At 46.5% G+C, this 21,053-nt stretch carries 22 protein-coding genes; 6 read left to right on the top strand and 16 right to left on the bottom strand.

Annotated elements, in window-relative coordinates; all coding sequences use genetic code 11:
* Positions 1-3: 3 nt before the first annotated feature.
* On the bottom strand, positions 4-333 hold the full coding sequence (locus tag MHH93_RS23340) for a hypothetical protein (RefSeq protein WP_500055964.1): 330 nt from the start codon (positions 331-333) through the stop codon (positions 4-6).
* 422 nt (positions 334-755) lie between these two features.
* Between MHH93_RS23340 and MHH93_RS23335 the strand changes: the two genes are divergently transcribed.
* Positions 756-995, top strand: a complete 240-nt coding sequence (locus MHH93_RS23335; protein ID WP_076330720.1) for a hypothetical protein — start codon at positions 756-758, stop codon at positions 993-995.
* Between the two features lie 122 nt (positions 996-1,117).
* On the opposite strand, the gene MHH93_RS23330 is transcribed toward MHH93_RS23335, so the two are convergent.
* The 6 genes from MHH93_RS23330 to MHH93_RS23305 all read right to left on the bottom strand — a co-directional run bounded on the left by MHH93_RS23330 (position 1,118) and on the right by MHH93_RS23305 (position 6,359).
* The gene (locus MHH93_RS23330) at positions 1,118-1,270 is read right to left on the bottom strand and encodes a hypothetical protein (protein WP_500055963.1); all 153 of its coding nucleotides are present in this window, start codon (positions 1,268-1,270) and stop codon (positions 1,118-1,120) included.
* A gap of 229 nt (positions 1,271-1,499) precedes the next feature.
* Entirely contained in the window at positions 1,500-2,990 is a 1,491-nt protein-coding gene (locus MHH93_RS23325; protein ID WP_500055962.1) for an aldehyde dehydrogenase family protein, read from the bottom strand.
* 166 nt (positions 2,991-3,156) lie between these two features.
* Positions 3,157-3,696, bottom strand: a complete 540-nt coding sequence (locus MHH93_RS23320) for a GNAT family N-acetyltransferase (RefSeq protein ID WP_500055961.1) — start codon at positions 3,694-3,696, stop codon at positions 3,157-3,159.
* Between the two features lie 113 nt (positions 3,697-3,809).
* Positions 3,810-4,148 (bottom strand): L,D-transpeptidase, encoded by a 339-nt coding sequence (locus MHH93_RS23315; protein ID WP_500055960.1) that lies wholly within the window; start codon positions 4,146-4,148, stop codon positions 3,810-3,812.
* A 56-nt stretch (positions 4,149-4,204) separates the two neighbouring features.
* The gene (gene rsgA / locus MHH93_RS23310) at positions 4,205-5,230 is read right to left on the bottom strand and encodes a ribosome small subunit-dependent GTPase A (RefSeq protein ID WP_500055959.1); all 1,026 of its coding nucleotides are present in this window, start codon (positions 5,228-5,230) and stop codon (positions 4,205-4,207) included.
* A 535-nt stretch (positions 5,231-5,765) separates the two neighbouring features.
* Positions 5,766-6,359 (bottom strand): DUF2087 domain-containing protein, encoded by a 594-nt coding sequence (locus MHH93_RS23305; protein ID WP_500055958.1) that lies wholly within the window; start codon positions 6,357-6,359, stop codon positions 5,766-5,768.
* Between the two features lie 178 nt (positions 6,360-6,537).
* Here MHH93_RS23305 and MHH93_RS23300 point away from each other — a divergent pair, with 178 nt between their 5' ends.
* From MHH93_RS23300 to MHH93_RS23290, 3 genes are all read left to right on the top strand, one after another.
* Complete coding sequence (locus MHH93_RS23300) at positions 6,538-7,536, top strand: YpdA family putative bacillithiol disulfide reductase (RefSeq protein WP_500055957.1); 999 nt, start codon at positions 6,538-6,540, stop codon at positions 7,534-7,536.
* 5 nt (positions 7,537-7,541) lie between these two features.
* Positions 7,542-7,985 carry a DUF441 domain-containing protein gene (locus MHH93_RS23295; protein WP_036609212.1) on the top strand — a complete coding sequence of 148 codons (444 nt, stop codon included), beginning with the start codon at positions 7,542-7,544 and terminating at the stop codon, positions 7,983-7,985.
* A 193-nt stretch (positions 7,986-8,178) separates the two neighbouring features.
* Positions 8,179-8,691 carry a hypothetical protein gene (locus tag MHH93_RS23290; RefSeq protein ID WP_036609214.1) on the top strand — a complete coding sequence of 171 codons (513 nt, stop codon included), beginning with the start codon at positions 8,179-8,181 and terminating at the stop codon, positions 8,689-8,691.
* Between the two features lie 98 nt (positions 8,692-8,789).
* Here MHH93_RS23290 and MHH93_RS23285 read toward each other — a convergent pair whose 3' ends face one another.
* Together MHH93_RS23285 and MHH93_RS23280 are read right to left on the bottom strand one after the other, a co-directional pair.
* On the bottom strand, positions 8,790-9,239 hold the full coding sequence (locus tag MHH93_RS23285) for an NUDIX domain-containing protein (RefSeq protein ID WP_500055956.1): 450 nt from the start codon (positions 9,237-9,239) through the stop codon (positions 8,790-8,792).
* Positions 9,240-9,315: 76 nt separating this feature from the next.
* Positions 9,316-9,612 (bottom strand): HesB/YadR/YfhF family protein, encoded by a 297-nt coding sequence (locus tag MHH93_RS23280; protein WP_017689086.1) that lies wholly within the window; start codon positions 9,610-9,612, stop codon positions 9,316-9,318.
* Between the two features lie 486 nt (positions 9,613-10,098).
* On the opposite strand from MHH93_RS23280, the gene MHH93_RS23275 reads away from it, so the two are divergent.
* Together MHH93_RS23275 and MHH93_RS23270 are read left to right on the top strand one after the other, a co-directional pair.
* Positions 10,099-11,844, top strand: a complete 1,746-nt coding sequence (locus tag MHH93_RS23275; protein ID WP_500055955.1) for an ABC transporter ATP-binding protein — start codon at positions 10,099-10,101, stop codon at positions 11,842-11,844.
* Positions 11,845-11,856: 12 nt separating this feature from the next.
* On the top strand, positions 11,857-13,938 hold the full coding sequence (locus MHH93_RS23270; RefSeq protein WP_500055954.1) for an ABC transporter ATP-binding protein: 2,082 nt from the start codon (positions 11,857-11,859) through the stop codon (positions 13,936-13,938).
* Between the two features lie 189 nt (positions 13,939-14,127).
* Here the strand turns inward: MHH93_RS23270 and MHH93_RS23265 are convergent, their stop codons facing one another.
* The 7 genes from MHH93_RS23265 to MHH93_RS23235 form a co-directional block, all read right to left on the bottom strand.
* Positions 14,128-14,754 carry a YdcF family protein gene (locus MHH93_RS23265; RefSeq protein ID WP_500055953.1) on the bottom strand — a complete coding sequence of 209 codons (627 nt, stop codon included), beginning with the start codon at positions 14,752-14,754 and terminating at the stop codon, positions 14,128-14,130.
* On the bottom strand, positions 14,751-15,296 hold the full coding sequence (locus MHH93_RS23260; protein ID WP_500055952.1) for a hypothetical protein: 546 nt from the start codon (positions 15,294-15,296) through the stop codon (positions 14,751-14,753). Before MHH93_RS23260 ends, MHH93_RS23265 begins: the two co-directional genes overlap by 4 nt.
* Positions 15,297-15,394: 98 nt before the next feature.
* The gene (locus MHH93_RS23255; protein WP_500055951.1) at positions 15,395-16,105 is read right to left on the bottom strand and encodes a hypothetical protein; all 711 of its coding nucleotides are present in this window, start codon (positions 16,103-16,105) and stop codon (positions 15,395-15,397) included.
* Positions 16,102-17,157, bottom strand: coding sequence for an ATP-binding cassette domain-containing protein (locus tag MHH93_RS23250; protein WP_500055950.1), 1,056 nt, complete (start codon positions 17,155-17,157; stop codon positions 16,102-16,104). The genes MHH93_RS23255 and MHH93_RS23250 overlap by 4 nt, the downstream gene beginning before the upstream one ends.
* A gap of 5 nt (positions 17,158-17,162) precedes the next feature.
* Positions 17,163-18,893 (bottom strand): arginine--tRNA ligase, encoded by a 1,731-nt coding sequence (argS, locus tag MHH93_RS23245; RefSeq protein ID WP_500055949.1) that lies wholly within the window; start codon positions 18,891-18,893, stop codon positions 17,163-17,165.
* Positions 18,894-19,469: 576 nt separating this feature from the next.
* Positions 19,470-19,805 (bottom strand): four-helix bundle copper-binding protein, encoded by a 336-nt coding sequence (locus tag MHH93_RS23240; RefSeq protein ID WP_500055948.1) that lies wholly within the window; start codon positions 19,803-19,805, stop codon positions 19,470-19,472.
* Between the two features lie 73 nt (positions 19,806-19,878).
* Positions 19,879-20,991 (bottom strand): CobW family GTP-binding protein, encoded by a 1,113-nt coding sequence (locus MHH93_RS23235; protein ID WP_500055947.1) that lies wholly within the window; start codon positions 20,989-20,991, stop codon positions 19,879-19,881.
* Positions 20,992-21,053: the final 62 nt, after the last annotated feature.

The raw sequence follows: 21,053 nt of genomic DNA, 5'->3' as shown, positions 1-21,053 counted from the left end.
CGTTCAAGAGCTCTGTTCGTTGCTGTCCTGTTGAAACAATGAACGTCTTCCATACACAGGCGCTTCTTCCGAAGTCGTAGAAAAAGCCCGCTGGACACGTACGCAACTGCCTTGCCGCAGCCCAGTTTCCATTAACTGCTGTGCATTCTGCGGAGAGAACCACAGACCTTCCGGAAACTTGGCTTCAAGGATGTACTGAATGCCGTCTCCCGGTGCCTGTCCAAAAATGCGAACGCCGAGTAATGTCTTCAAATGTTCAATGGTACATTCATCCGGAACATCGATGTCGAACCATTCACCTTCCTCGCGGCCGGAATACACGGTTAGAATCATCCGAATCCCTCCCATGGTCTCATATGTAAATTGTCCTAATGTCAGATTAAATCAAAAAAAAGAGAATGAATCGTTATATCAACCCTATTTTCTTATATAAACACCCTGTTTGCAATGTACCATCTGTAATTTTGTTACATATGACCCACGTATATATTAAAATATCGTACATTCGACTCAGAACTTTTGTGGCAGTTATGCATTTGTATATTGCGAGGATACGAAACTTTTTATATTTTGTTCCATATAAATGGTAATTAAGTTTCGTTTTTCAGGACTTTTATTCCTTCGCTCACAATTGAATTGTGAACACTTTTCAAACATTACCCACCTTTATGTTTTCATAAGCTGATTTTAAGGTAATTTTAAGCATTGGAATTTAATATTACCTGTATGAAATAACAACCGTGAGGTGATTTCAAGTGAGAACCCTAATAACCTTTCAAAACAAATCAATCCCCGTATACTTTAATCAAGAAAACAAACAACCTATGCAGAAAACATTAAGATTGCTTAGCAGTGCTCTGGAGCATAAAATTAGCAATGGTAAACGCGCTCTTCAAAAATGTCTGCATTCTTTAATTAGTATTGAGATTGTCAATGGAGAAGCCATTCTCCACAGTCGAAGTGAAAACGACTCCCTTGCTTTATCGTTATATTAAAAGGAGTCATCCAAACTACATTCACTACAAGACATGAAAAAGGAAGCTGTCGCTAAAGACAAGCTTCCTTTTTTGAGTTATATGCACATTAACAGGTAGCTACAATTATGATCAGCCATCACTCAGTGCAGTTTGCTCAGGACATAGGTAGCATCATGTTCTTCCGCAATCTCGGCTTTACGAATACGAATGACAAACAGCCGAACCAAATTGGCGCGTGTATGTTCTTCCTGACAGGTATTCAGTTTCCTCAGAATAAAGCGGTCAATGGACATGATTGAAAAGCCCCTTTGCCGTTGGATTTACGGATCGTTTCTTCCGTGTATCCATAAATAACCAGATAGTGTTGCTCCCAAACAGCTTTTTATCTCTTACATTAAGCCGTATTTTGTTGCGGTGTAAAATTGTGCAAAAGCCCGTCCCACCAAGCTGGAGACGGACTTTCGCATGATTTGTCGATCTTTTTGCAACTCATTCTAATCATTCATAAATACCTCTGCTAGTTCATCCTTTTTCGACTTCGTTCACTCCCGGATATTCCCGATATTGGTGCTGAATGCTGATCCAGCGAGTACGTGTAAATTTCTCAATGGCCCAATCACCACCGAAACGTCCAATCCCCGAAGCTTTTTCACCGCCAAACATCACATGTGCTTCATCGTTTACAGACTGATCATTTACATGCACCATACCCGATTCAATGCGCTGGGCAACCTGATAGCCTCGGTTCAGATCTTTAGTGAATACGGAACCACTAAGTCCATAAGGCGTATCATTCGCCAAGCGTACAGCTTCCTGCTCATCATGAGCCTTCATGATCACTGCCACTGGGCCAAACAATTCCTGCTGCACGATATCTTGTTCAGGTTTAACATCGGCAAGTACAGTAGGAGACAACACACTGCCTTTACTGGTCCCACCGAGCAATAACCGTGCGCCTTCGGCCTTGGCTTTGTTCACAAGCTCCAGCAATCGTGTTACTTCTTTTTCCCGAATGAGAGGACCCACGAGTGTTTTGGCATCTGCCGGATCACCTGACTGCACATTCTTCGTTTTGGCTACAAATGAATCGACGAATCTGTCGTAAATATCGGCATGCACAATGAACCGATTCAGAGCCATGCAGATCTGTCCCTGATGCAGAAACTTGCCAAAGACCGCGGCTTCGGCAGCTCGTTCAATGTCCGCATCTTCCAGTACAACCATGGCGTTGTTGCCGCCTAGTTCCAATGCCGTTTCTTTTAAATGTTCACCCGCCAATTTACCGATCCCCTGTCCAACTTCTGTGGAACCCGTAAATGAAATCACTTTTGGAACCGGATGAGCGACAAAGTAATCCCCGATTTCGCTGCCACTTCCAGCAACAACATTGAGCACCCCCTCAGGCAGTCCCGCCTGTTCAAACAAATCGGCAATGAGCCAGCCTGCTGTAATCGGAGTGTCCGATGCTGGTTTAATCACCACGCCATTGCCAAGAGCAATCGCCGGAGCTACGGATCGCAGGCATAGATGCAAAGGGAAATTCCATGGTCCGATGACACCAATCACACCCTTGGCCTCCCGAACCACACGGTTCTCTTTGCCAGGAGTATTGGACGGGATAATCTCCCCCTTCATGCGATAAGGGAAAGACGCTGCTTCATCCACAATGCGTTTAGCCGCTGCAAACTCCGCCTCCGATTTAATTCGGGTACTCCCCGATTCCGTGATCAAAAGTTGAATGATTTCCTCTTTTCGCTCTGTCATCAAGGATGAAACTTTACGCAATACCTCTTCCTTTACAGCAGGTAATGACTTCGCCCATTCTATCGAATTTTTCTGAGCTGCTTCATAAGCTTTATCTATGTCTTCTTTGTTGGAAGAGCGCCACGTCGCAATAACTTCTCCCGTATAAGGATTGATATTCTCCATTGTTTTCTCGCCGGAGCCCTCTACCCATTGGCCATTAATATATTGTTTCGTCCATGTTGTATGTTTGTTCTCCATTAAAGTCATTGGAATACGCCTCCTGCTCAAGATTAAATGTCACACCTGCATAACGGTGTAATACATCATTAACCTTGTTCAGAATTACGCAAACGTGTAGACCTAAAACCTTCCATTCCCTGAAGCTTAAGAAAACAACACAATCCACAGTATCTTGCCGCCCCCTGCGCGTCTTTCATCTGTCAGGCAGACTCTTCTCTCCAAAAAGGCTTAAGTCTTCCCATCCGTAGCCAACTTCGATCAGATCTTGACCAGCGATGCGGATGGACTGTTTATGGACTGGAGTACCTCCCATCTTCTCATAAAAGCGGCAAGCTGAATTACGTTCCAAAGCCCATATAATCAAACGTTTCATATTGTGAGCCTTCAGATGCTTAACGACATGTGTCGCCAGTTGCTGACCTATCCCTGTTTGCTGCACTTCCTTCAGCAAATATATAGCGTACAACTCTCCATCATAAGGTATTTTTCCCTCACGCTCCTTACCCCCACACGCAAATCCGACAATGTTCCCAAGATCCTGTTCAGCTACCACCAGAATCTGATCCTTTTCGCCAGAACGGATGGTCTTCTCCCACTGGGACAATCTTGATTCTATAGTCAAATGATCCAAAAAATCGTCGGGCACAATTCCCCGATATGTTGTTTTCCAACTCTCCGTATGTACATGGGCTATCCCCTCCGCATCCCCTTCAACCGCACGCCTGATCAGCATCGCTATCACTCGCTCTCTCTCGAAACTGCCGTAGCTTTACCATATTATATGTTCTTCTTTCTATTATTCCAAATTCATCCACATCATTACCTCTCATAGAATAAAATCCGGCCCTAGGGCCGGATCGTTACTCTCGTACCTACAGATACCTTGGAAGACAGATCGAGTACATCCGAGTTGTACATGCGTATACAACCATGGGAGACGGATTTGCCAATAGACCAAGGCTCATTGGTTCCATGAATGCCATAATGGGGGGCAGACAACCCCATCCACAACACGCCAAATGGTCCACCTGGATTGGATTGTTTGTTAACAATCGTGAACTCCCCGTTTGGCGTCTGCGTAAGCATTTTGCCAGTGCCCACGGGATAGCCCTTAACCACCTGGTTGCCATCCAGAAGATATAACATGTGGTCGGACAGATCTACAATAATCCTGTAATCTGGCATAGTGACATCCCTCCTGACCTATCTTATGCAAGGTACCGGATGATGCCCGCCTGATTTCAAGCTTCCTCCCACTCTTTCACACTTCGGGCGTGCTTGGGTTTGCGACTATTGGCCGGTTTGCTGGAGGCGGTACGCCTTCTCGTTGCCACTTCTTCCTTGCGCTGCTGATATTGCAATTCCTTCTGCATTTTCAGATAATTATTCAGTCTTTTTTCATCCAATGAACCTTCCTGTATCGCCTCTTTCACTGCACATCCAGCTTCCCGTGTATGACTGCAATCCAGAAATCTGCACATGGCCGCAAGTTCTTCAATCTCTCCAAACGCATGCGACAGCCCATCATTCCCCTCATCCCAGAGATTAAGCTCACGCATTCCTGGCGTATCGATTAATACGGCTCCCTGTGGAAGTACAAACATCTCCCGGTGCGTTGTCGTATGTCTTCCACGACTGTCTCCCTCGCGGACGGATTGTGTGAGCTGCACATCCTCACCCATCATCCAGTTCACCAGCGTAGACTTGCCACTACCCGAAGATCCTGTGAGCGTAACAGTCAACCCTGGCTGCAAATATCGTTCAAGTAGCGATTTCCCTTGCCCCTCCACTGCAGATATCGCGAGTACTTCAACGCCTGGAGCGATTCCCTCTACACTTCGGATCTGTTCTTCCACATTGTTGCACAGATCACTTTTGCTCAAGACAATGACTGGCCTTACGCCACCATTCCAAGCCATCATCACGTATCTTTCGAGGCGCCTAAGGTTGAAATCATGATTAAGTGCAGCCACGATTAACAGTGTATCAACGTTTGCGGCGATTAATTGTTCCTTGGTCACCGGACCTGCCGCCTGTCTCGATACCCTGCTCTGACGTGGCACCAGATTGTGAATAATTGCTTCTTCACCTACCTGACCTGTAATCGCCACCCAATCTCCAACCGCTGGTACCAAGCTCGTCTCCAGACTATCATGACGCATTCGACCCGAAATTCTCCCCCAGCATTCGCCCTCTTCTGTAATCAAACGTTGCAGATGTCCATGGTCTGCGACAATTCTGGCCGGCTTTCTCTCCTGCTCTTCCATTCCTGTATCCTGCCACAGTTTCTGCCACTTTGCTGACCAGCCGTACTTCTCAATAAGGTTATCTAAAATAAAAATTCCTCCCAAAATAAGTTTGTTTACTTCGTTCAAGCCGAGTGAACAATTATCTCCGGTTCAGATCAAAACAAAAAAAACACGAGTAGAAATACGCCCGCGGCAATACGTAGTTAGCTGAACCAAAGATCATCCCTTCTTGCAGACATACCAGATAGTCTATTTAACCATCCGCTATAAACAATTCAGGAACGCCCTTCTATCGGCAAACAAAAAAGCCACGGGTGCGTCACCCGTGGCTTCATCTGAGCATGCGGTACTTCACGTTAAAATGGATACTGCTATCCAGCTAACGCAAAATTACATGCATTGATCCGTTCCGGAGACGCTGTTCATATTCAAATTAACGTATACTGCATTTAAGTTTGTCATAAACAATCGCCTCCCTTGTAGAATTATCCATTATGTTACACACTGAGCTTTACAATTGTCAAGCCCAAACATTTTTTTACCACCGGCTACTCTATTTGACCTGATCCCAGCGTGTCCACATTTCCTTCGGATTCAATTCATAGATCTCCTCTTCCCGATACATGAACTGATGCATGATAAATTCCCGCCGAATCGTGGCAAAGTCTTCATGGTATTGCTTTATAAATGTATTGATCTCTTTCTCTGTGTACTTCCGACCAAATTCAAGCTGCTCGACCAAATGACCAAGTACAATCAGTTTTTTCTTGTATTGAGCCGGAATCTGACGCAGTCGTCCATCTTTGGAGAAAAAATTTCTCATGACCGACGCTTTCAAGGTTTCGTTCACATCACTCATATCCGTAACCTCCTCTCGATCAAAGATAAAATCAACCGAAGCCTGTGCATTCTCACGGATAAACGAAGGATTGAGTGTGAAATACACTGTATTTTTCTCCCGTCGTTCTTTAATCAGCGCCGCCTCTCTCAGCTTGGATGCATGATGTGTCACGGTTGGCTGTGACAGATTCAGCCGCTCGGCAAGTGCCTGTCCGTGCAATTCACCCTGTGCCAACAAGAGCAGCATGCGAAGCCGGGTGGGGTCAGCCAACGCTTTATGATAAGCCACAATTTTCTCCAGCTGCATTATCATTCATCTCGCTTTCAATTAGACATATATCTAATTTGATATTAGTCTTTTCTTCTCTGCACGTCAACTCCTTTGGTTTCAAGTAAGCTTGTCTAATTAAACTCCACGCTTGAACTGGCATTGGCTCGTTATTTACGGTAGGATTATATTGCTTGAAATAAGGAGGATTAAGAACATGGAAGATGTCATTATTATCGGCGGAGGCCCATGCGGTCTGTCTGCTGCCATTGAATGTGAGCGGCTGGGACTGTCCGCTGTGATCGTTGAGAAATACAATATCGTTCAATCTATTTATCTGTATCCAACCCATATGCAGTTTTTCAGCACAGCCCCGCTGCTTGAGATCGGAAACGTTCCGTTCAGCACACCTAATGATAAGCCATTTCGTTATGAAGCACTTGCCTATTATCGCAGGGTAGCCGAACATTTTGGTCTGCGTGTTCATAACTATGAGGAAGCCCGTGAAATCAAACGCAAGGATGATGGTACGTTTGAGGTACATACGCTCAATCGCCGCGGGGAAGCCATCGTACATGTTGGACGCAATGTCGTTGTAGCTACCGGTTATTTTGACCACCCTAACTATCTGGGCATCCCTGGAGAGGATAAAGATAAGGTAACCCACTACTTCCGGGAAGCCCACCCTTATACCCGCACACGTGTCGCCATTATTGGCGGAAGCAACTCAGCCGTGGATGCGGCCATGGAACTTGTTCGGGTCGGAGCACATATTGATATGGTTTATCGCGGCAGTGGTCTGTCCCAGCATATTAAACCATGGGTACGCCCACTATTCGAGAGCATGGTGACAAAAGGCCATATCACACTCCACCTGGAATCACGCGTGAATGAAATACTCGATGATTCAATTCGTGTGATACACACGGATGGTTCCACTCGGGAACTGGATAATGACTTCGTACTGGCCATGACCGGTTTCCGTCCAGATCGTCAACTACTCACATCGGTAGGTGTGGAGATGTCTGATGATATGGATAAACCTCTATATGATGCACAAACGATGGAAAGCAGCGTACCTGGTGTATATGTGGGCGGAGTCATCGCTTCGGGGCGTAATGCCAATGAAGTCTTTATTGAATCCGGGCGCTGGCATGGACGCTACATTGCGGAACATATCGTTAGCAAACAACGTGGACAGACTGAAGGGAAATGAAAACCATGGATATGACTTCCCTGCTGTTGCTCGTATTTGCGGCTCTCGGGATCATCAGCAGCAACACACCTGTGACCGTAGCGATGGTATTTCTGTTATTGCTACGAGTCCTGAACCTGAATCAGGCATTTCCATGGCTTGAAAAATACGGACTTACACTGGGCATTATCATTCTGACCATTGGCGTGATGGCACCTCTTGCCAGTGGCAAAATGAGTCTGCAGACAATCGGTGAGTCTTTCCTGCACTGGAAATCACTGCTCGCCATTGGCGTAGGATTACTGGTGGCATATCTCGGAGGACGTGGCGCTACGCTGATGGGTACACAGCCAACTGTCGTTGCAGGGCTGTTAATCGGAACGGTACTTGGGGTTGCCCTATTCAAGGGTGTACCTGTGGGTCCATTGATTGCGGCGGGAATTTTATCATTGCTGCTGGGCAAATCCTGATTCAAGTTGTGAAGCTTGTGACCTGACATGCTAGGCAGATTGGCTGTATTTCCCACCGTTGTGTGATATACTTCTATTCATGCAAATCATGTACACGAGTCTACAACAGAATAATCCATATTGTGGTTATGCTGTTGCATAAACGTATAGATTCACTTTGCAACTATTAATGGCGCAGGAGGATTAAGGAACCATGTCACGTCAGTTTATTACAGAAGCCGTGATGGTGGCCATTTACGGTCAATTGCTAGCGCCGCCCGCGCCTGTTGAATATATTGTTCCTTATACCACCATCCTTGAGCTTTATGAATTCCAGACCAGTCCTGATCCCATGATGGATAACCCGGCAGATGATCAGCATGTGAAATCCAAAATCAATGAAATGATTTCTTATTTCGAGGAACCGCTGAATAAGAAAAAAATAGAGCGTGCGTTACTTGTTCCATGGGCCAAAAGCCCCTCCATTTTATTTGGTGACCAAGTATCCATTGCCATTATCAATGCAATAGATACGGCACAATACGGGGAATATTTCGATCCCATTGAGACCGAACTGCTGCTGACATCTCAGCGCCTGAGTATACCGATTCTCACCGATCAGGTTGAACTGATTGCACGTATTATTGAATCGGAATCACCTGTACAGGTATTTGATATTGATGATTTTGATTTTGCAATGGATGATGAGCCACTGGATCAGGTGTAATTCATCACGGAGTGCACGGAAATCCGAACACAAAAAAATGACCTCAGTCTCCACTTTATCGTGGATGCCAAGGTCATTTTTTTGCGTCACCACTTATTTTATTCCGCAATATCTCGCGCTAACAGAATTCGGCTAATCTCATTCAGAGGCGGTAACGACTCCAGCGCAAAAAACTTCAGACCCGCATCACTATTTACACGCGATTCTACAAGGTCATTCTGAATGATCAGTGTGTGGAACAAGGCAATGACGTAATACTCTTCATCTCCGCTGGAATGCAGATATCGAAGATCCGGCCCCGAATACAGACCTTCCAGAGTCATGGTACCCGCAGTCCAACCTGTCTCTTCCCATAACTCCCGATGTGCAGCATCTTCAATGGCTTCCCCCGGGCGCATCTCACCGGCTGGCATCCGCCAATGACCGTGCCCGGCATGTTGAATCAGCAGCAATTCACCTTGTTCGTTCTCAGCCCGCACCGCTGCTTTAACAACAATATGAGAGCGTTTTGCGATATACTGGGCCAAATCTCGTGGTGGCAGATTCACTGCTTATCCCCTCCTCCTACTCGGAAGCCGGTGGCGACCTGTGATCCATCTATTGCTTAGCAGAATACTTCAAGAATTAAATTTCGGTATAACGATATTCGATGTCCTGACCCTCATCAACGATATCGACATGCAGTTGGTGTCCTTTCAGATACCAATAATCATGATCTTCCATAAAGAATTGAATCCCCGACACTTCGGTCTGATCCGCAGGATGTCTTGGTTTCTCCACAGCAATACCGAGCGAAAATCCAGGGTGAAGACCTCCGCCAGAGCTATAACGGGCAAAAAATCGGATGCTGTCTCCCTCGTTCAAATTCAGTTCTTCCTTGTACCAGCGAGCAGCTTGGTCGGATACATGTATGGTACTCATTTGGTGTCAGCTCCTTCTGTATATATATGTTCCATCATATCGCTACAAGGACCTGAATACAAACCCGAGTGACCACATAAAGACAAAATAAGTTGTGAAAAATGTTTGACAGATTGTAAAAGCCGGTGTTAAGATGCAAACATACGAGGTCTACATTGCATTTATTTCCAAAAAAAGAAAGGGTGATTACGGTGTTTAACAAACATATGATAGGTCTATTCAGCACACAACTAAATACCGGAGCACACCCGAAATCATTATTCTGTTCATAAGTCGGCATGACAAGACGTTCTTTCATTAGAACCTCTGTGATGTTTACTCACAATCGAACTTATGTATGGTAGCGGCTCTGTTCTCCGAGCCATGCTGCCGTATGATGATATGAAGACATACCGCCTGCGTGCGGTATGTCTTTTTTTGTGGGTACATTTCGGCATACATGAACGGAATCTTCAGTTCTCGGACATCGAAAGGAAGGGATAACACTTGTTCTCTGTACTTAAAAACCTGGCCTGGTTCTTCCGGCTGGAACGCAAACGATACCTAACCGGTGTCATCTTGCTTATTCTGGTGGGCATTGCCGAACTGCTGCCTCCTCGTCTTCTTGGCAATGCCATCGACGAGATTGTGCGCGGTTCCATTACCGGCACCTCACTTACGCGTTATATCTTGCTTATTCTAGGAACGGTCATCATTATCTATCTGGTTACATACGTTTGGATGCACAAACTGTTCGGTGGTGCCAATCTGGTGGAGCGGCTACTTCGTTCACGCTTTATGGACCATTTGCTGCGGATGACTCCTCCCTTTTTTGAGAAAAACAGAACCGGTGATCTGATGGCTCGTGCCACCAATGACCTTCGTTCCATTGCCACTACAGCAGGCTTCGGCATGCTGACCTTAACAGACTCTACAGCCTTTTTGGCCACTGTATTGTTCGCCATGGGTTTCCTGGTTAGTTGGAAACTAACCTTGGCAGCAATCCTGCCTTTGCCTTTTATCGCTATTGCCATGATGATCTATGGTAAAGCTGTACATCAACGTTACACCCTGGCACAGGATGCATTCGGAGATATGAACGACCAGGTGCTGGAATCCATCGCTGGTATTCGTGTCGTGCGTGCTTATGTGCAGGAACGTCTGGACGAGAAACGGTTCGCCGACGTAACCGAAGATGTGTATCGCAAAAATCTGGCCGTTGCCAGAATGGATGCCCTTTTCGAACCGACGATCCGACTCTTCGTTGGACTCAGTTATGTAATTGCGCTTGCCTACGGCATATATCTTGTATTTCATAATGAAATTACCCTGGGGGATCTCGTATCGTTCAATATGTACCTGGGGATGATGATCTGGCCCATGTTCGCCATCGGCGAATTGATTAACCTGATGCAGCGCGGTAGCGCTTCCCTTGATCGGGTCAACGAGACTTTATCGGTAGAGCCTACTGTACAAGATGTGGAGCAACCAGCCCACGTTACGAATCCTGAAGAAATTTCCATGCAGGATGTTACATTCCGTTACCCAAGTTCAACTGTCGACAATCTCAGTCATATCAGCTTTTCGCTTCGACGGGGTCAAACATTGGGAGTTGTGGGTCGTACGGGTAGCGGTAAGTCTACTTTGCTCAAACAACTGCTTCATGAATACCCTGCCGGTTCGGGCACATTAAGTATCTCGGGTCATCCGATTCAGGATATCGCCAAAGATGACTTGCACAGCTGGATTGGGTACGTACCACAAGAACAAGTCCTGTTCTCCAAATCGGTTCGTCAGAACATTCAATTTGGTAAGCCTGGGGCAAGTGATGAAGTCATCATGGAAGCCATTCGTACCGCCGCTTTTGACGGGGATCTGGGAACCTTATCCGATGGACTGGATACTCTTGTTGGTGAAAAAGGAATCTCGCTATCCGGTGGACAGAAACAGCGGGTATCGCTGGCGCGTGCCTTTATCGCTAATCCTGATATTCTGATCCTTGATGATGCCTTGTCTGCCGTCGATGCACGTACTGAAGCCAAAATCATTGAAAATATTCGCAACAAACGCTCGGGTAAAACCACGCTGATCTCGACTCATCGCCTGTCCGCTATTGAACATGCTGACCGAATCATCGTTCTGGAGCACGGAAAAATTACGGAAGAAGGCACTCACCAGGAATTGTTAGCCATGAACGGCTGGTACCGTGAACAGTATGAACGGCAACAGGTCGAGTCCAATCTGTCCACGTAGGAGGTCAATTCATTGAAGTCTAATACAGGCAAAAGGCTACTTGATTACGCCTTGAAAGCCAAAGGAACATTTATCGCTGCATTAATTATGCTTACCATTGGTGTTGCGGCTGAGCTAGCCGGGCCGTTCATCGCCAAATCCATGATCGACAATCACTTGCTCGCGATCGAGCAGCCTTTTTATGAGACGACAGCTTCAGATGAAGCCGCAGTCTACAAAGGTAAGAACTACAAACGTGAAGGCTTGTTCGAACCGAATGAAAATAAAGGTTCTGAAGTGCGGGTATTACAAGCCGGCAGAAGTTTTTATTTTGTAAACGAACCGGTCAGTGCACCTGACGGGGATCGCACCTATGCGGATGGAACACTCACGGTTACACGTGCAGGTGAAGTGACAGGCCAATATGCGGCAGCACCTCTGTCCGCTGGTGAACTGTTTGCTTTTTACAAACCGGAGATGCCCAGCATCTATCAATTAATTGTGTACTACATGATTTTCCTCGTGATCTCGGTCATTATGGAGTTTGGTAAAACATTCTGGCTGCAGTCCTCGGCCAACAAGGTTATTCAAAGACTGCGTAACGATGTGTATGCCCACATTCAGCGACTGCCGGTACACTTTTTTGATAACCTGCCCGCAGGTAAAGTTGTATCTCGGGTTACGAACGATACAGAAGCCGTCAAGGATCTGTTCGTTGCCGTTCTTTCGAACTTTTTCTCAGGAATCATCACAATTACAGGGGTGTATGTCGCACTCTTCCTGCTCGATGTTCGCCTCGGTCTGATTTCATTATTCGTCGTGCCGATGCTCATTACATGGATTGTGCTCTATCGCAAATTCGCCACTCGGTACAATACGATTATTCGGTCCCGACTGAGTGAGATCAATGCAATCATTAACGAGTCCATTCAGGGGATGTCCATTATCCGCGTATTCCGCCATCAGAAACAAACCAAACAGGAATTCGAAGATCTGAATGATGACTATATGAAACACCAGAACAAAATGCTTAACCTGAATGCCTTCACCTCACATAACCTGGTTAACGTATTACGGAATATCGCCTTTGCGGTGGTCCTGTGGTACTTCGGTTCCAGTGTGCTGGATGGCACAAGTATTATCTCATTGGGCGTTCTGTATGCCTTTGTTGATGTTCTGGGCCGTTTGTTCCAGCCAATCACGGGTATGGTCAATCAGCTCGCCAACTTGGACTCCTCTCTCGTATCCGCTGGTCGCGTCTTTGAGCTGATGGATGAAAAAGGAGAACCCGTAACTGATGGCTCCATGCCAAGATACAAGGGGAATGTTGTTTTCGACGATGTATCCTTTGCCTATAAAAAGGACTTCGTGCTTAACAATATCTCGTTTAAAGCATCACAAGGTCAGACGGTGGCTCTGGTTGGTCATACCGGTTCGGGTAAAAGCTCAATCATCAACCTGCTGTTCCGGTTCTATGATCCGCAAAAAGGCAAGATCACAATCGATGGTCAGAACGTCAAGGATCTGCCTAAACAGTGGATTCGCGAGCATATGGGTATTGTATTGCAAGACCCGTATCTGTTCACAGGCACCATTGCTTCCAACGTTAGTCTCGGTGATGAGAAGATCTCCCGTGAACGAATTGAACAGGCGCTGCGTGATGTAGGCGCCGAGCGCATACTGGCTCATTTACCTCAAGGCTTTGACGAACCTGTCATTGAAAAAGGAAGCACATTGTCTGCTGGACAGCGTCAGTTGATCTCCTTTGCTCGTGCACTGGCTTTTGATCCGGCTATCCTCATTCTGGATGAAGCGACTGCCAATATTGATACGGAAACGGAAGCTCTCATTCAGAACGCACTCGAAGTCCTCAAAAAAGGACGTACCACCTTCATCATTGCTCACCGTCTCTCCACCATTCGTTCGGCAGATCAGATTCTGGTTCTGCATCGAGGGCGAATCGTTGAGCAGGGTGCACATGATGAACTGATGGAGCTTAAAGGCCGATATTATAAGATGTATCAGCTTCAGCAAGGTGCGCAAGCAGCAGCGGTGGAGAATCCGTCGGGCGAGATCGTTCGAACATCCGCCTCCTTTGCAGGAGGAAATGCATAAAATAGTAAAGCAGAAACCTCTTTTACTGATTAATCAATAATGTTATGCACGCAATAGGTAATACCAAAAACGATCTACTCAGCTACCTTAGAGGTTTGCAGTGTAGATCGTTTTTGGTATTTTGATCAGGCCGCCCTGTTCCGTTACTGTTTATTTCGCCCAGACAAAAAAAGCAATCCGCGCGCAACCTCACGGTTGCTGCGGATTGTCTATCCATCCTTTGATCGTATATCCCATGTACATCACGGTCTCCCTTGCGAGAAAAGGAAACTTGCTACGCCAGGTTCGATACGCCGTAGTTCGTGTCGGAGAGGGTACGGCATCCATACCCAGTCCGGCAGCCAGCTTCATGGCCCGTTTCATATGTAACGGATCACTCACAATCGTATAGGTTTGATAACCAGCCTGTTGACCAATTGGAATTGAATTGAACAGGTTCTCCTCGGTAATTCTGGATTTGGTCTCTATGCGAATGTCGGCAGGATCTACTCCGTGTGCGATGGCATATTTCTGACCCACTTCAGCTTCCGTATGTTCTCCAGCATCACCTGACCCGCCTGTGAAAAGCAGATTACGAACGGTACCCTGACGGTATAATTCAATCCCGTGTTCAATACGTTCACGAAATACCGGAGAAGGGTTATCCCCCTCAACGGCAGCACCCAGAATGATCGCTGCATCCGATATCCGGGATGAATCCTCATCCGTATATGCAGTTATGCTTACTGCCGTGACGACAGTCCATAGGACTCCAACGAATACTACAGCCAGAGCTGTCCGTACAATCCAACGTTTCGTTATCCGTTTGCTTGTCATTCATCTTCTTCCAAAGCCCTTGCTTGCATACTCTCGGTATGCATACGCTCCAGCGTTTGCAGAGCTGCCGCGGATTCGGCATCCAGACCAAGCTCTGCAATCCATGCCCCCGTATATTGCTGAAGACGGATCTCCAACTCCTGTGCGCGGTCTTTGAAATCCTCCAATTCCTTAATCATGCGTGATCGCCCTTCCGGACTGAATGTCTCATGAATACGTTCCTTGAAATAATGATGTACGATACGGTTACGTTGCTGCCATAATTCGTTTAACTGGCGAGTCTCTTCCTCAGAGAATGTAAAATGATGGCGCACTTCGTGGATGAGCTGACCCAGCGAACTGCTCATCTTTCGTTCATACAGATCCTCCAAAGCTTCTTCAGACACAGCCTTTCCCTGAGACATTTTCATTAATAAAATCAGATTGACCAGCTGCTGTTCAAGCGCCTGCCCGTAGTAGACTGCCAATCCGTAATAGGCAAACAATTCTCTGGAGTGTTCGCTGTCCAGCATGTCACCATTCTGGATATCTGTATTTTGCATTGCGAGCGCCTCCTTCAACCGTACAATGTTATCTAATTCATGTCCCTCTATCCTAACCAAACCAAGAGCAACATTCAAGTTGTCGGGAAGCGCGTCTTCTAACAACGCAGATCTCTTCTTCCGGACAGCCACACATGGATAATCAGTAGCCCCATTGCGTAGAGCACAGTCCAAAGCATAACCGAAACAAACGAGTCCATCTTTGACCCATCAAATAACATCATCTCACGAACCAGATAAAAGGCTGGTGGAAGCATGCGGCCAAACCATTCTAACAATTCAGGCAAACGTTCACTTAAGGAACCTTGGATAAACGATATTAATAATACAATAATGAGGGCCGGCATACTGCGACTAAGCAAGGGAATGTACGATTTTTGAAAGAATACACTGATGCCCAAGCCTAGCAACGACAATCCCAGATGTCCTAACCAAGTCATCATCCACTCCTCACCTGTGGGTTGTCTTTCGAACATTCCTGCGAACACGGGATATAGCACAGTAATTGCGGTAAGCATGAATTGCATGATCCAAGCACAGATGAGTTGACTTGCTACAACTTTACGCCTGCTCCCCGCATGAAGGACGAGTAATTGAAACTGCTTCGCAGGTTCGGTATTCATCACCATTACTCCATGCCAAGCCGCCGCCAGGAATAACAACATAGCCGTGACACTGTAACTGTCCGCAATTGGGTTGGGTTTGTAGGAATAGATTAGCAACATGGCGATGATATAAAAGATAACCGGTGCAAAATATTTCTGTGAGCGAATGTGATGCCTTAACAAATATCGGGTCAGATAGATCATTCGGCTTCTCCTCCCGCATCATCCATGGAAGAGCTTAAATCCACAGATTCTGTGACACCACCACGACTCGCATGTACAGCTGGATGTTTTCCTTCCAGCAGACTTTCCATATGTAATTGACTTTCCTCCTGTTGTACAGACAGAATCGAACCTTTTGTTGCCAGGATCATTCTGAGGACATCATCTGTTGATTGTTGAACCACTCTCCAATCCCACACCCAAGATTGTGTGTTCCCCAAGGTTGTATTACGAACTAAAGACAACACCCCCGGTTGATGTGAGATGGATGGTTCGTTAGCCAGATCCTCTCCAGCAGGAGCCAGACTTTGAATATATACAACTGGTTCGCCAGCTTGCAGTATATCTTCTCGACTCCAGTAGCGGAGCACGCTGCCTTTCTTCAACACAATCACCTGGTCCGCCAAACGTTCAATAAGCAAAGGTTCATGGCAAGCAGTAACGAGGGATGTCCCCTTATCCTTCCATTGCCCCAATAAGGATACGACAGCCTCTTGAGCTGGAATATCCAAGCCCGATAACGGTTCATCCAGCAATAAAAGGCCACCCGGTCCAGGTAACAGGGCTTGAATCAAATTTACTTTTTGCAATGTGCCTTTGGACAATAGAGGTAACTTCTGATTGATCGCGGTATCCAGATATAAAAGTTCACTAAGTTCTCTAATCCGCCCACGCAGTACTTCGGGGCGAATGCCCCGAATCCGTCCCATCTCCCACAAGTACTCTTCAGATGTAAAAGGTACACGTGGCAGACCATCTACTGCATATTTCTCAGAACCTTTTATTGTACGCTGAATCGATCCTGTATTAGGCAATAAGATCCCCGCCAATATACGTAACAATGTACTTTTGCCTGAGCCGTTTCTGCCAACAAGCACAGCACATTCGCCCTGCTTCACTTCCAGATTAATTTGATTCAATACTTGAGCAGTACCTAATCGTTTGCTCACTTGTTGAAGCATTATACCTCGATCTGATGAGTCTGGTGCAGCTTGCTCAGAATTCCTGAAAAGTCCACGTGTACTCCATTTCACTGGAATCACATCCGTTCTGGGGCCTGTACACCAAGCAAATACAGGCTGTACGAGAGTCGTTCAGCAGTACGCTCAGCCAACGCCACCCGGAAGGATCTTTCATCAGATGACGCATCTGCAATCCGTTCAGCGTGATAGAAGCGGTTGAACGCTTGAGCAACATCTATTGTATATTTGGCAATGACCGAAGGCTCATTCCGATGTATTGCTTTTGTCAGATACTCCGGATATTCACTGAGCAGTTTCAGCAATGCCCAAGCGGTATCTCCGATACTGGATGAAGTGGTCACTGTTTCATTCTCACCATCCGCAAGGCTGGCGCTAGTCAGATGGTTTTCATTTTCTACACGTATCGCTTCTTCTGCCTTGGCAAGCACACTTTGAATCCGGGCATGGGTATATTGCACATAAGGTCCGGTCTCTCCTTCGAAACTCACGGCATCTTCCAATGAGAAGTCCACATCATTTAACCGATTATTACGCAGATCACCGAAGATAATAGCACCTACACCAACAGCCTCGGCCACTTTCTGAGGGTTCTCCAGATTCGGGTTTTTCTCCTGAATAATCTGCAAAGCACGAGCAACTGCTTCATCCAAAACCTCCTGCAAGAAGACGACTTTACCCCGGCGTGTAGACATTTTCCGTCCCTCAAAACGCATTAATCCAAAAGGGATATGTTCACAATTCGCAGACCAATCATGCCCCATGCGGGACAGGACCGCGAATACCTGCCGGAAATGAAGTTTCTGCTCGCCTCCGACCACGTATAACAACCGATCTGCCTTCATCACCTCATGGCGATAGACCGCCGTAGCCAAATCCCGTGTAGGATAGATGGTTGTTCCGTCTTTTTTGATAATCAGGCATGGGGGCATGTTCTCGTCCTCCAGACGTACCACGAGTGCTCCATCACTCTCTTCAAGTAAACCTTTCGCCTTGAGTTCTTCAACCACAGCGCCCATCTTGTCATTGTAAAAGCTCTCCCCCAACGTATGGTCGAACTGTACATTCAGACGTTCATACATTCGGTTGAATTCCTGCATGCTTACTTCCACAAAGAACGCCCATAACCGCTGTGCTTCTTCATCCCTTTGCTCCAGCTTGCGGAACCACTCCCGTGCCTCCATCTCCAGAGAAGGATCGTTCTCCGCCTCATCGTGGAAGCGCACATACAGTTCCAGGGACGTACGGATCGGATCTGCCTGCAATGCTTCATCATTGCCCCATCTTTTGTATGCTGCGATCTGCTTGCCAAACTGGGTGCCCCAGTCTCCCAGATGATTCACACTTACGGAGGTATAACCCGCTTCGTTATACAACCGATACAGTGCAGCACCGATTACAGTAGAACGCAAATGTCCAATTCCGAAGGGTTTCGCGATGTTAGGGGAAGACATATCAATCACGACACGCGAACCCTGACCAAGCTGAAGCTTACCGAATGCTGCATCCCCCAGTTCTTTTAGCAGATTCGGTGCGAGCTCCTCCCGATTAAAGCGGATATTTACATACGGCCCGGCCGGAGTCGCTTCAATTCCAGATGACTGTAATCCATTTGCGAGCTCAGAGGCAATGACTGCCGGTGCTTTTTTTAAAGACTTCGCCAATGCAAAACAAGGGAATGCTGCATCCCCCATCTCCACTTGAGGTGGGACTTCCAGTAATCTCAGAACCTCTTCTTCATTCAATCCCGTTAAAGGGGCAATATCGGCCGCAGCCTGCTTCATCAACATGTCAAACACTCCTTATCCATTCATTAGTGGCTGAAAATAAACACAAAAAAGCTCTCGTCTCTACATAAGAGACGAGAGCTGACTTAACAGTTCCCGCGGTACCACTCTAGGTGAACAGCTACTCCTAATATGCATCAACATGCATACCCGTAGAACCTGTTCCGCTCGATGCGTATAACGGTCGCAAGCCGGGTTGCCCTCAGACAGATCTGACCTATCCCCAATCGGGATATGTACATCTTTTCGGATAACCATCTCACGGGTGCGGTTCACTCAGGTCATGTCATACCGGCTTCCACCTCTCCCGGCTCGCTGTCATGTATGGATCTGGTTACTCTCCCGATCATTGATATTCTTCGTTTCAATTTCATTCCCATCATTATACATACCTTGGTCTGATCTGGCAACCAGAGGATTTAAGCCGAGAAGAATGTACCCGCTTATGAACAAAATTGTACATTAAAAATCCCCTACTGAAAGGCAACGTCTAGGCACATCGTCGCAGATGTCCTAGGTTCATTGCCTTCGGTTAGGGGATCAACTTATCCGTTTTATCATAATTCAAAGAATTGATATTTACGCTACCGCTGCCATCAACCGGCAAGCTTCTGCACATTTGCGGCAAGCCTCTGCACATGCTTGGCAGTGATCATGGTGATGTTTGCCACATTCAGCGGCGCAAGCTTCACAAGCTTTCACACACAATTCGCATATTTCAGCAATGAAATCACTTCCACGTGTCATCGCTTGTGCAGCAAAACTGCAGATCTCCGCACATTCCCGATTCAAACGGATACAATCACGCAGCATCGCCAGATCATATTCTTTCAGACTCGATATGTAACATACGTTGCAAGCATTCATGCTTTCCAGGCAAGCATCGATACATTGTTGATATTGTTGTTGTGTCATTTAAAGTTACCTCCCAGGCAAAGTTTGCTATGCTTCTTAATACCCAGTACGGAGGAATATTGAATCATCTAACCTACTTTATCGCTTCCAATTCCAGCAATTGGTCACGAATGACAGTTTGGTCAAAATGTTCACCTATAAACACAGCCACATTAGGGACTTCTCCCTGAGGTGTAATCTTCATGTAGTCCGATTCACGGTAGGCATACTGGAACCAGAATCGGCTCGCTGTGTCACTAAACGATAAAATGCCTTTTGCTCGATAGACGTCCCGTGGCAATGCAGATACAAATTGTTCAAATGCTTCGCTGTTTACCGGATGACTGAAATAATGTGTATACACCATAACATGTTCGTGTGAGGCATGAGGAGCGGAATGCTCGCGACCTTGGTCATGGCTATGGGATGCGTCAGTATTCGTAGCATCGCCTTGGACTGTATGATGTGTATGTTCATGTCCATGATTGCAGCCATGTGTACCACAGGTTTCCGTATGCACATGATGCTCTTGTTGAGCATGCTTACCTGATTCAGAAGCTGAATCACGCACGTGCACGTCTGCCCCGCTGCGAAGCAGCAGATCCATATCCACCTCACATTTGACTGTAGGAATTACAGGTGCGAAGCCATTCCATTTTGCCAAAAGCTGCTCCAGCTCATTCAGTTCCTGTGCACTCACCCGATCCGTTTTGTTCAAGAGAAGCACAGACGCACAGCGAATCTGCTCCTGCATCAGTTTGAAGGTCTGCCCCTTCTGCTCCTGATATAGACCAGATAGATGTGCTGCATCCACAACGGTAATGAGACTTTTCAGTTCCAGTCGCATGTATAGCGAGGTCTCCGTTACCGCATCCAGAATCTCCATTGGATTCGCCGCACCGGTTGCTTCAATAACGATCACATCAGGTGATTCCTCCTGAACGAGATCAGCAAGTTGCAATCCTAGATCACCACGCACGGTACAACAGATGCAGCCACCTAACATCTCTGTCAAGGGAACGGTGGAATCCACAATCTGACCATCCAGATTGACTTCGCCTAACTCATTCATAACCACTGCGGGACGCAAACCCTGCTGTTGCCAATGTTCGATCAACTGAACAAGCAGTGTTGTTTTGCCACTTCCCAAAAAACCTGAAAGTATATATACAGGTATGGATTGTTCTTTTAAAATCGTTTCATTCATGCGTATACACCTCTCTGATTGTCCTTCTTGTAACCTAGTCTATCTATATCTAGCGAGTGTAC

Source organism: Priestia sp. FSL H7-0729 (genome assembly GCF_038005685.1).
Lineage (GTDB): Bacteria > Bacillota > Bacilli > Paenibacillales > Paenibacillaceae > Paenibacillus.
This window is presented reverse-complemented; position numbering and strand designations above follow the sequence as displayed.

What these genes read in the sequence shown, in the direction of transcription:
- MHH93_RS23340 (WP_500055964.1), bottom strand. Translation starts at nt 333, where the DNA reads ATGATTCTAACCGTGTATTCCGGCCGCGAGGAAGGTGAATGGTTCGAC.
- MHH93_RS23330 (WP_500055963.1), bottom strand. Translation starts at nt 1,270, where the DNA reads ATGTCCATTGACCGCTTTATTCTGAGGAAACTGAATACCTGTCAGGAA.
- MHH93_RS23325 (WP_500055962.1), bottom strand. Translation starts at nt 2,990, where the DNA reads ATGACTTTAATGGAGAACAAACATACAACATGGACGAAACAATATATT.
- MHH93_RS23320 (WP_500055961.1), bottom strand. Translation starts at nt 3,696, where the DNA reads ATGCTGATCAGGCGTGCGGTTGAAGGGGATGCGGAGGGGATAGCCCAT.
- MHH93_RS23315 (WP_500055960.1), bottom strand. Translation starts at nt 4,148, where the DNA reads ATGCCAGATTACAGGATTATTGTAGATCTGTCCGACCACATGTTATAT.
- rsgA (WP_500055959.1), bottom strand. Translation starts at nt 5,230, where the DNA reads ATGGAAGAGCAGGAGAGAAAGCCGGCCAGAATTGTCGCAGACCATGGA.
- MHH93_RS23305 (WP_500055958.1), bottom strand. Translation starts at nt 6,359, where the DNA reads ATGCAGCTGGAGAAAATTGTGGCTTATCATAAAGCGTTGGCTGACCCC.
- MHH93_RS23300 (WP_500055957.1), top strand. Translation starts at nt 6,538, where the DNA reads ATGGAAGATGTCATTATTATCGGCGGAGGCCCATGCGGTCTGTCTGCT.
- MHH93_RS23295 (WP_036609212.1), top strand. Translation starts at nt 7,542, where the DNA reads ATGGATATGACTTCCCTGCTGTTGCTCGTATTTGCGGCTCTCGGGATC.
- MHH93_RS23290 (WP_036609214.1), top strand. Translation starts at nt 8,179, where the DNA reads ATGTCACGTCAGTTTATTACAGAAGCCGTGATGGTGGCCATTTACGGT.
- MHH93_RS23280 (WP_017689086.1), bottom strand. Translation starts at nt 9,612, where the DNA reads ATGAGTACCATACATGTATCCGACCAAGCTGCTCGCTGGTACAAGGAA.
- MHH93_RS23265 (WP_500055953.1), bottom strand. Translation starts at nt 14,754, where the DNA reads ATGACAAGCAAACGGATAACGAAACGTTGGATTGTACGGACAGCTCTG.
- MHH93_RS23260 (WP_500055952.1), bottom strand. Translation starts at nt 15,296, where the DNA reads ATGCAAAATACAGATATCCAGAATGGTGACATGCTGGACAGCGAACAC.
- MHH93_RS23255 (WP_500055951.1), bottom strand. Translation starts at nt 16,105, where the DNA reads ATGATCTATCTGACCCGATATTTGTTAAGGCATCACATTCGCTCACAG.
- argS (WP_500055949.1), bottom strand. Translation starts at nt 18,893, where the DNA reads ATGTTGATGAAGCAGGCTGCGGCCGATATTGCCCCTTTAACGGGATTG.
- MHH93_RS23240 (WP_500055948.1), bottom strand. Translation starts at nt 19,805, where the DNA reads ATGACACAACAACAATATCAACAATGTATCGATGCTTGCCTGGAAAGC.
- MHH93_RS23235 (WP_500055947.1), bottom strand. Translation starts at nt 20,991, where the DNA reads ATGAATGAAACGATTTTAAAAGAACAATCCATACCTGTATATATACTT.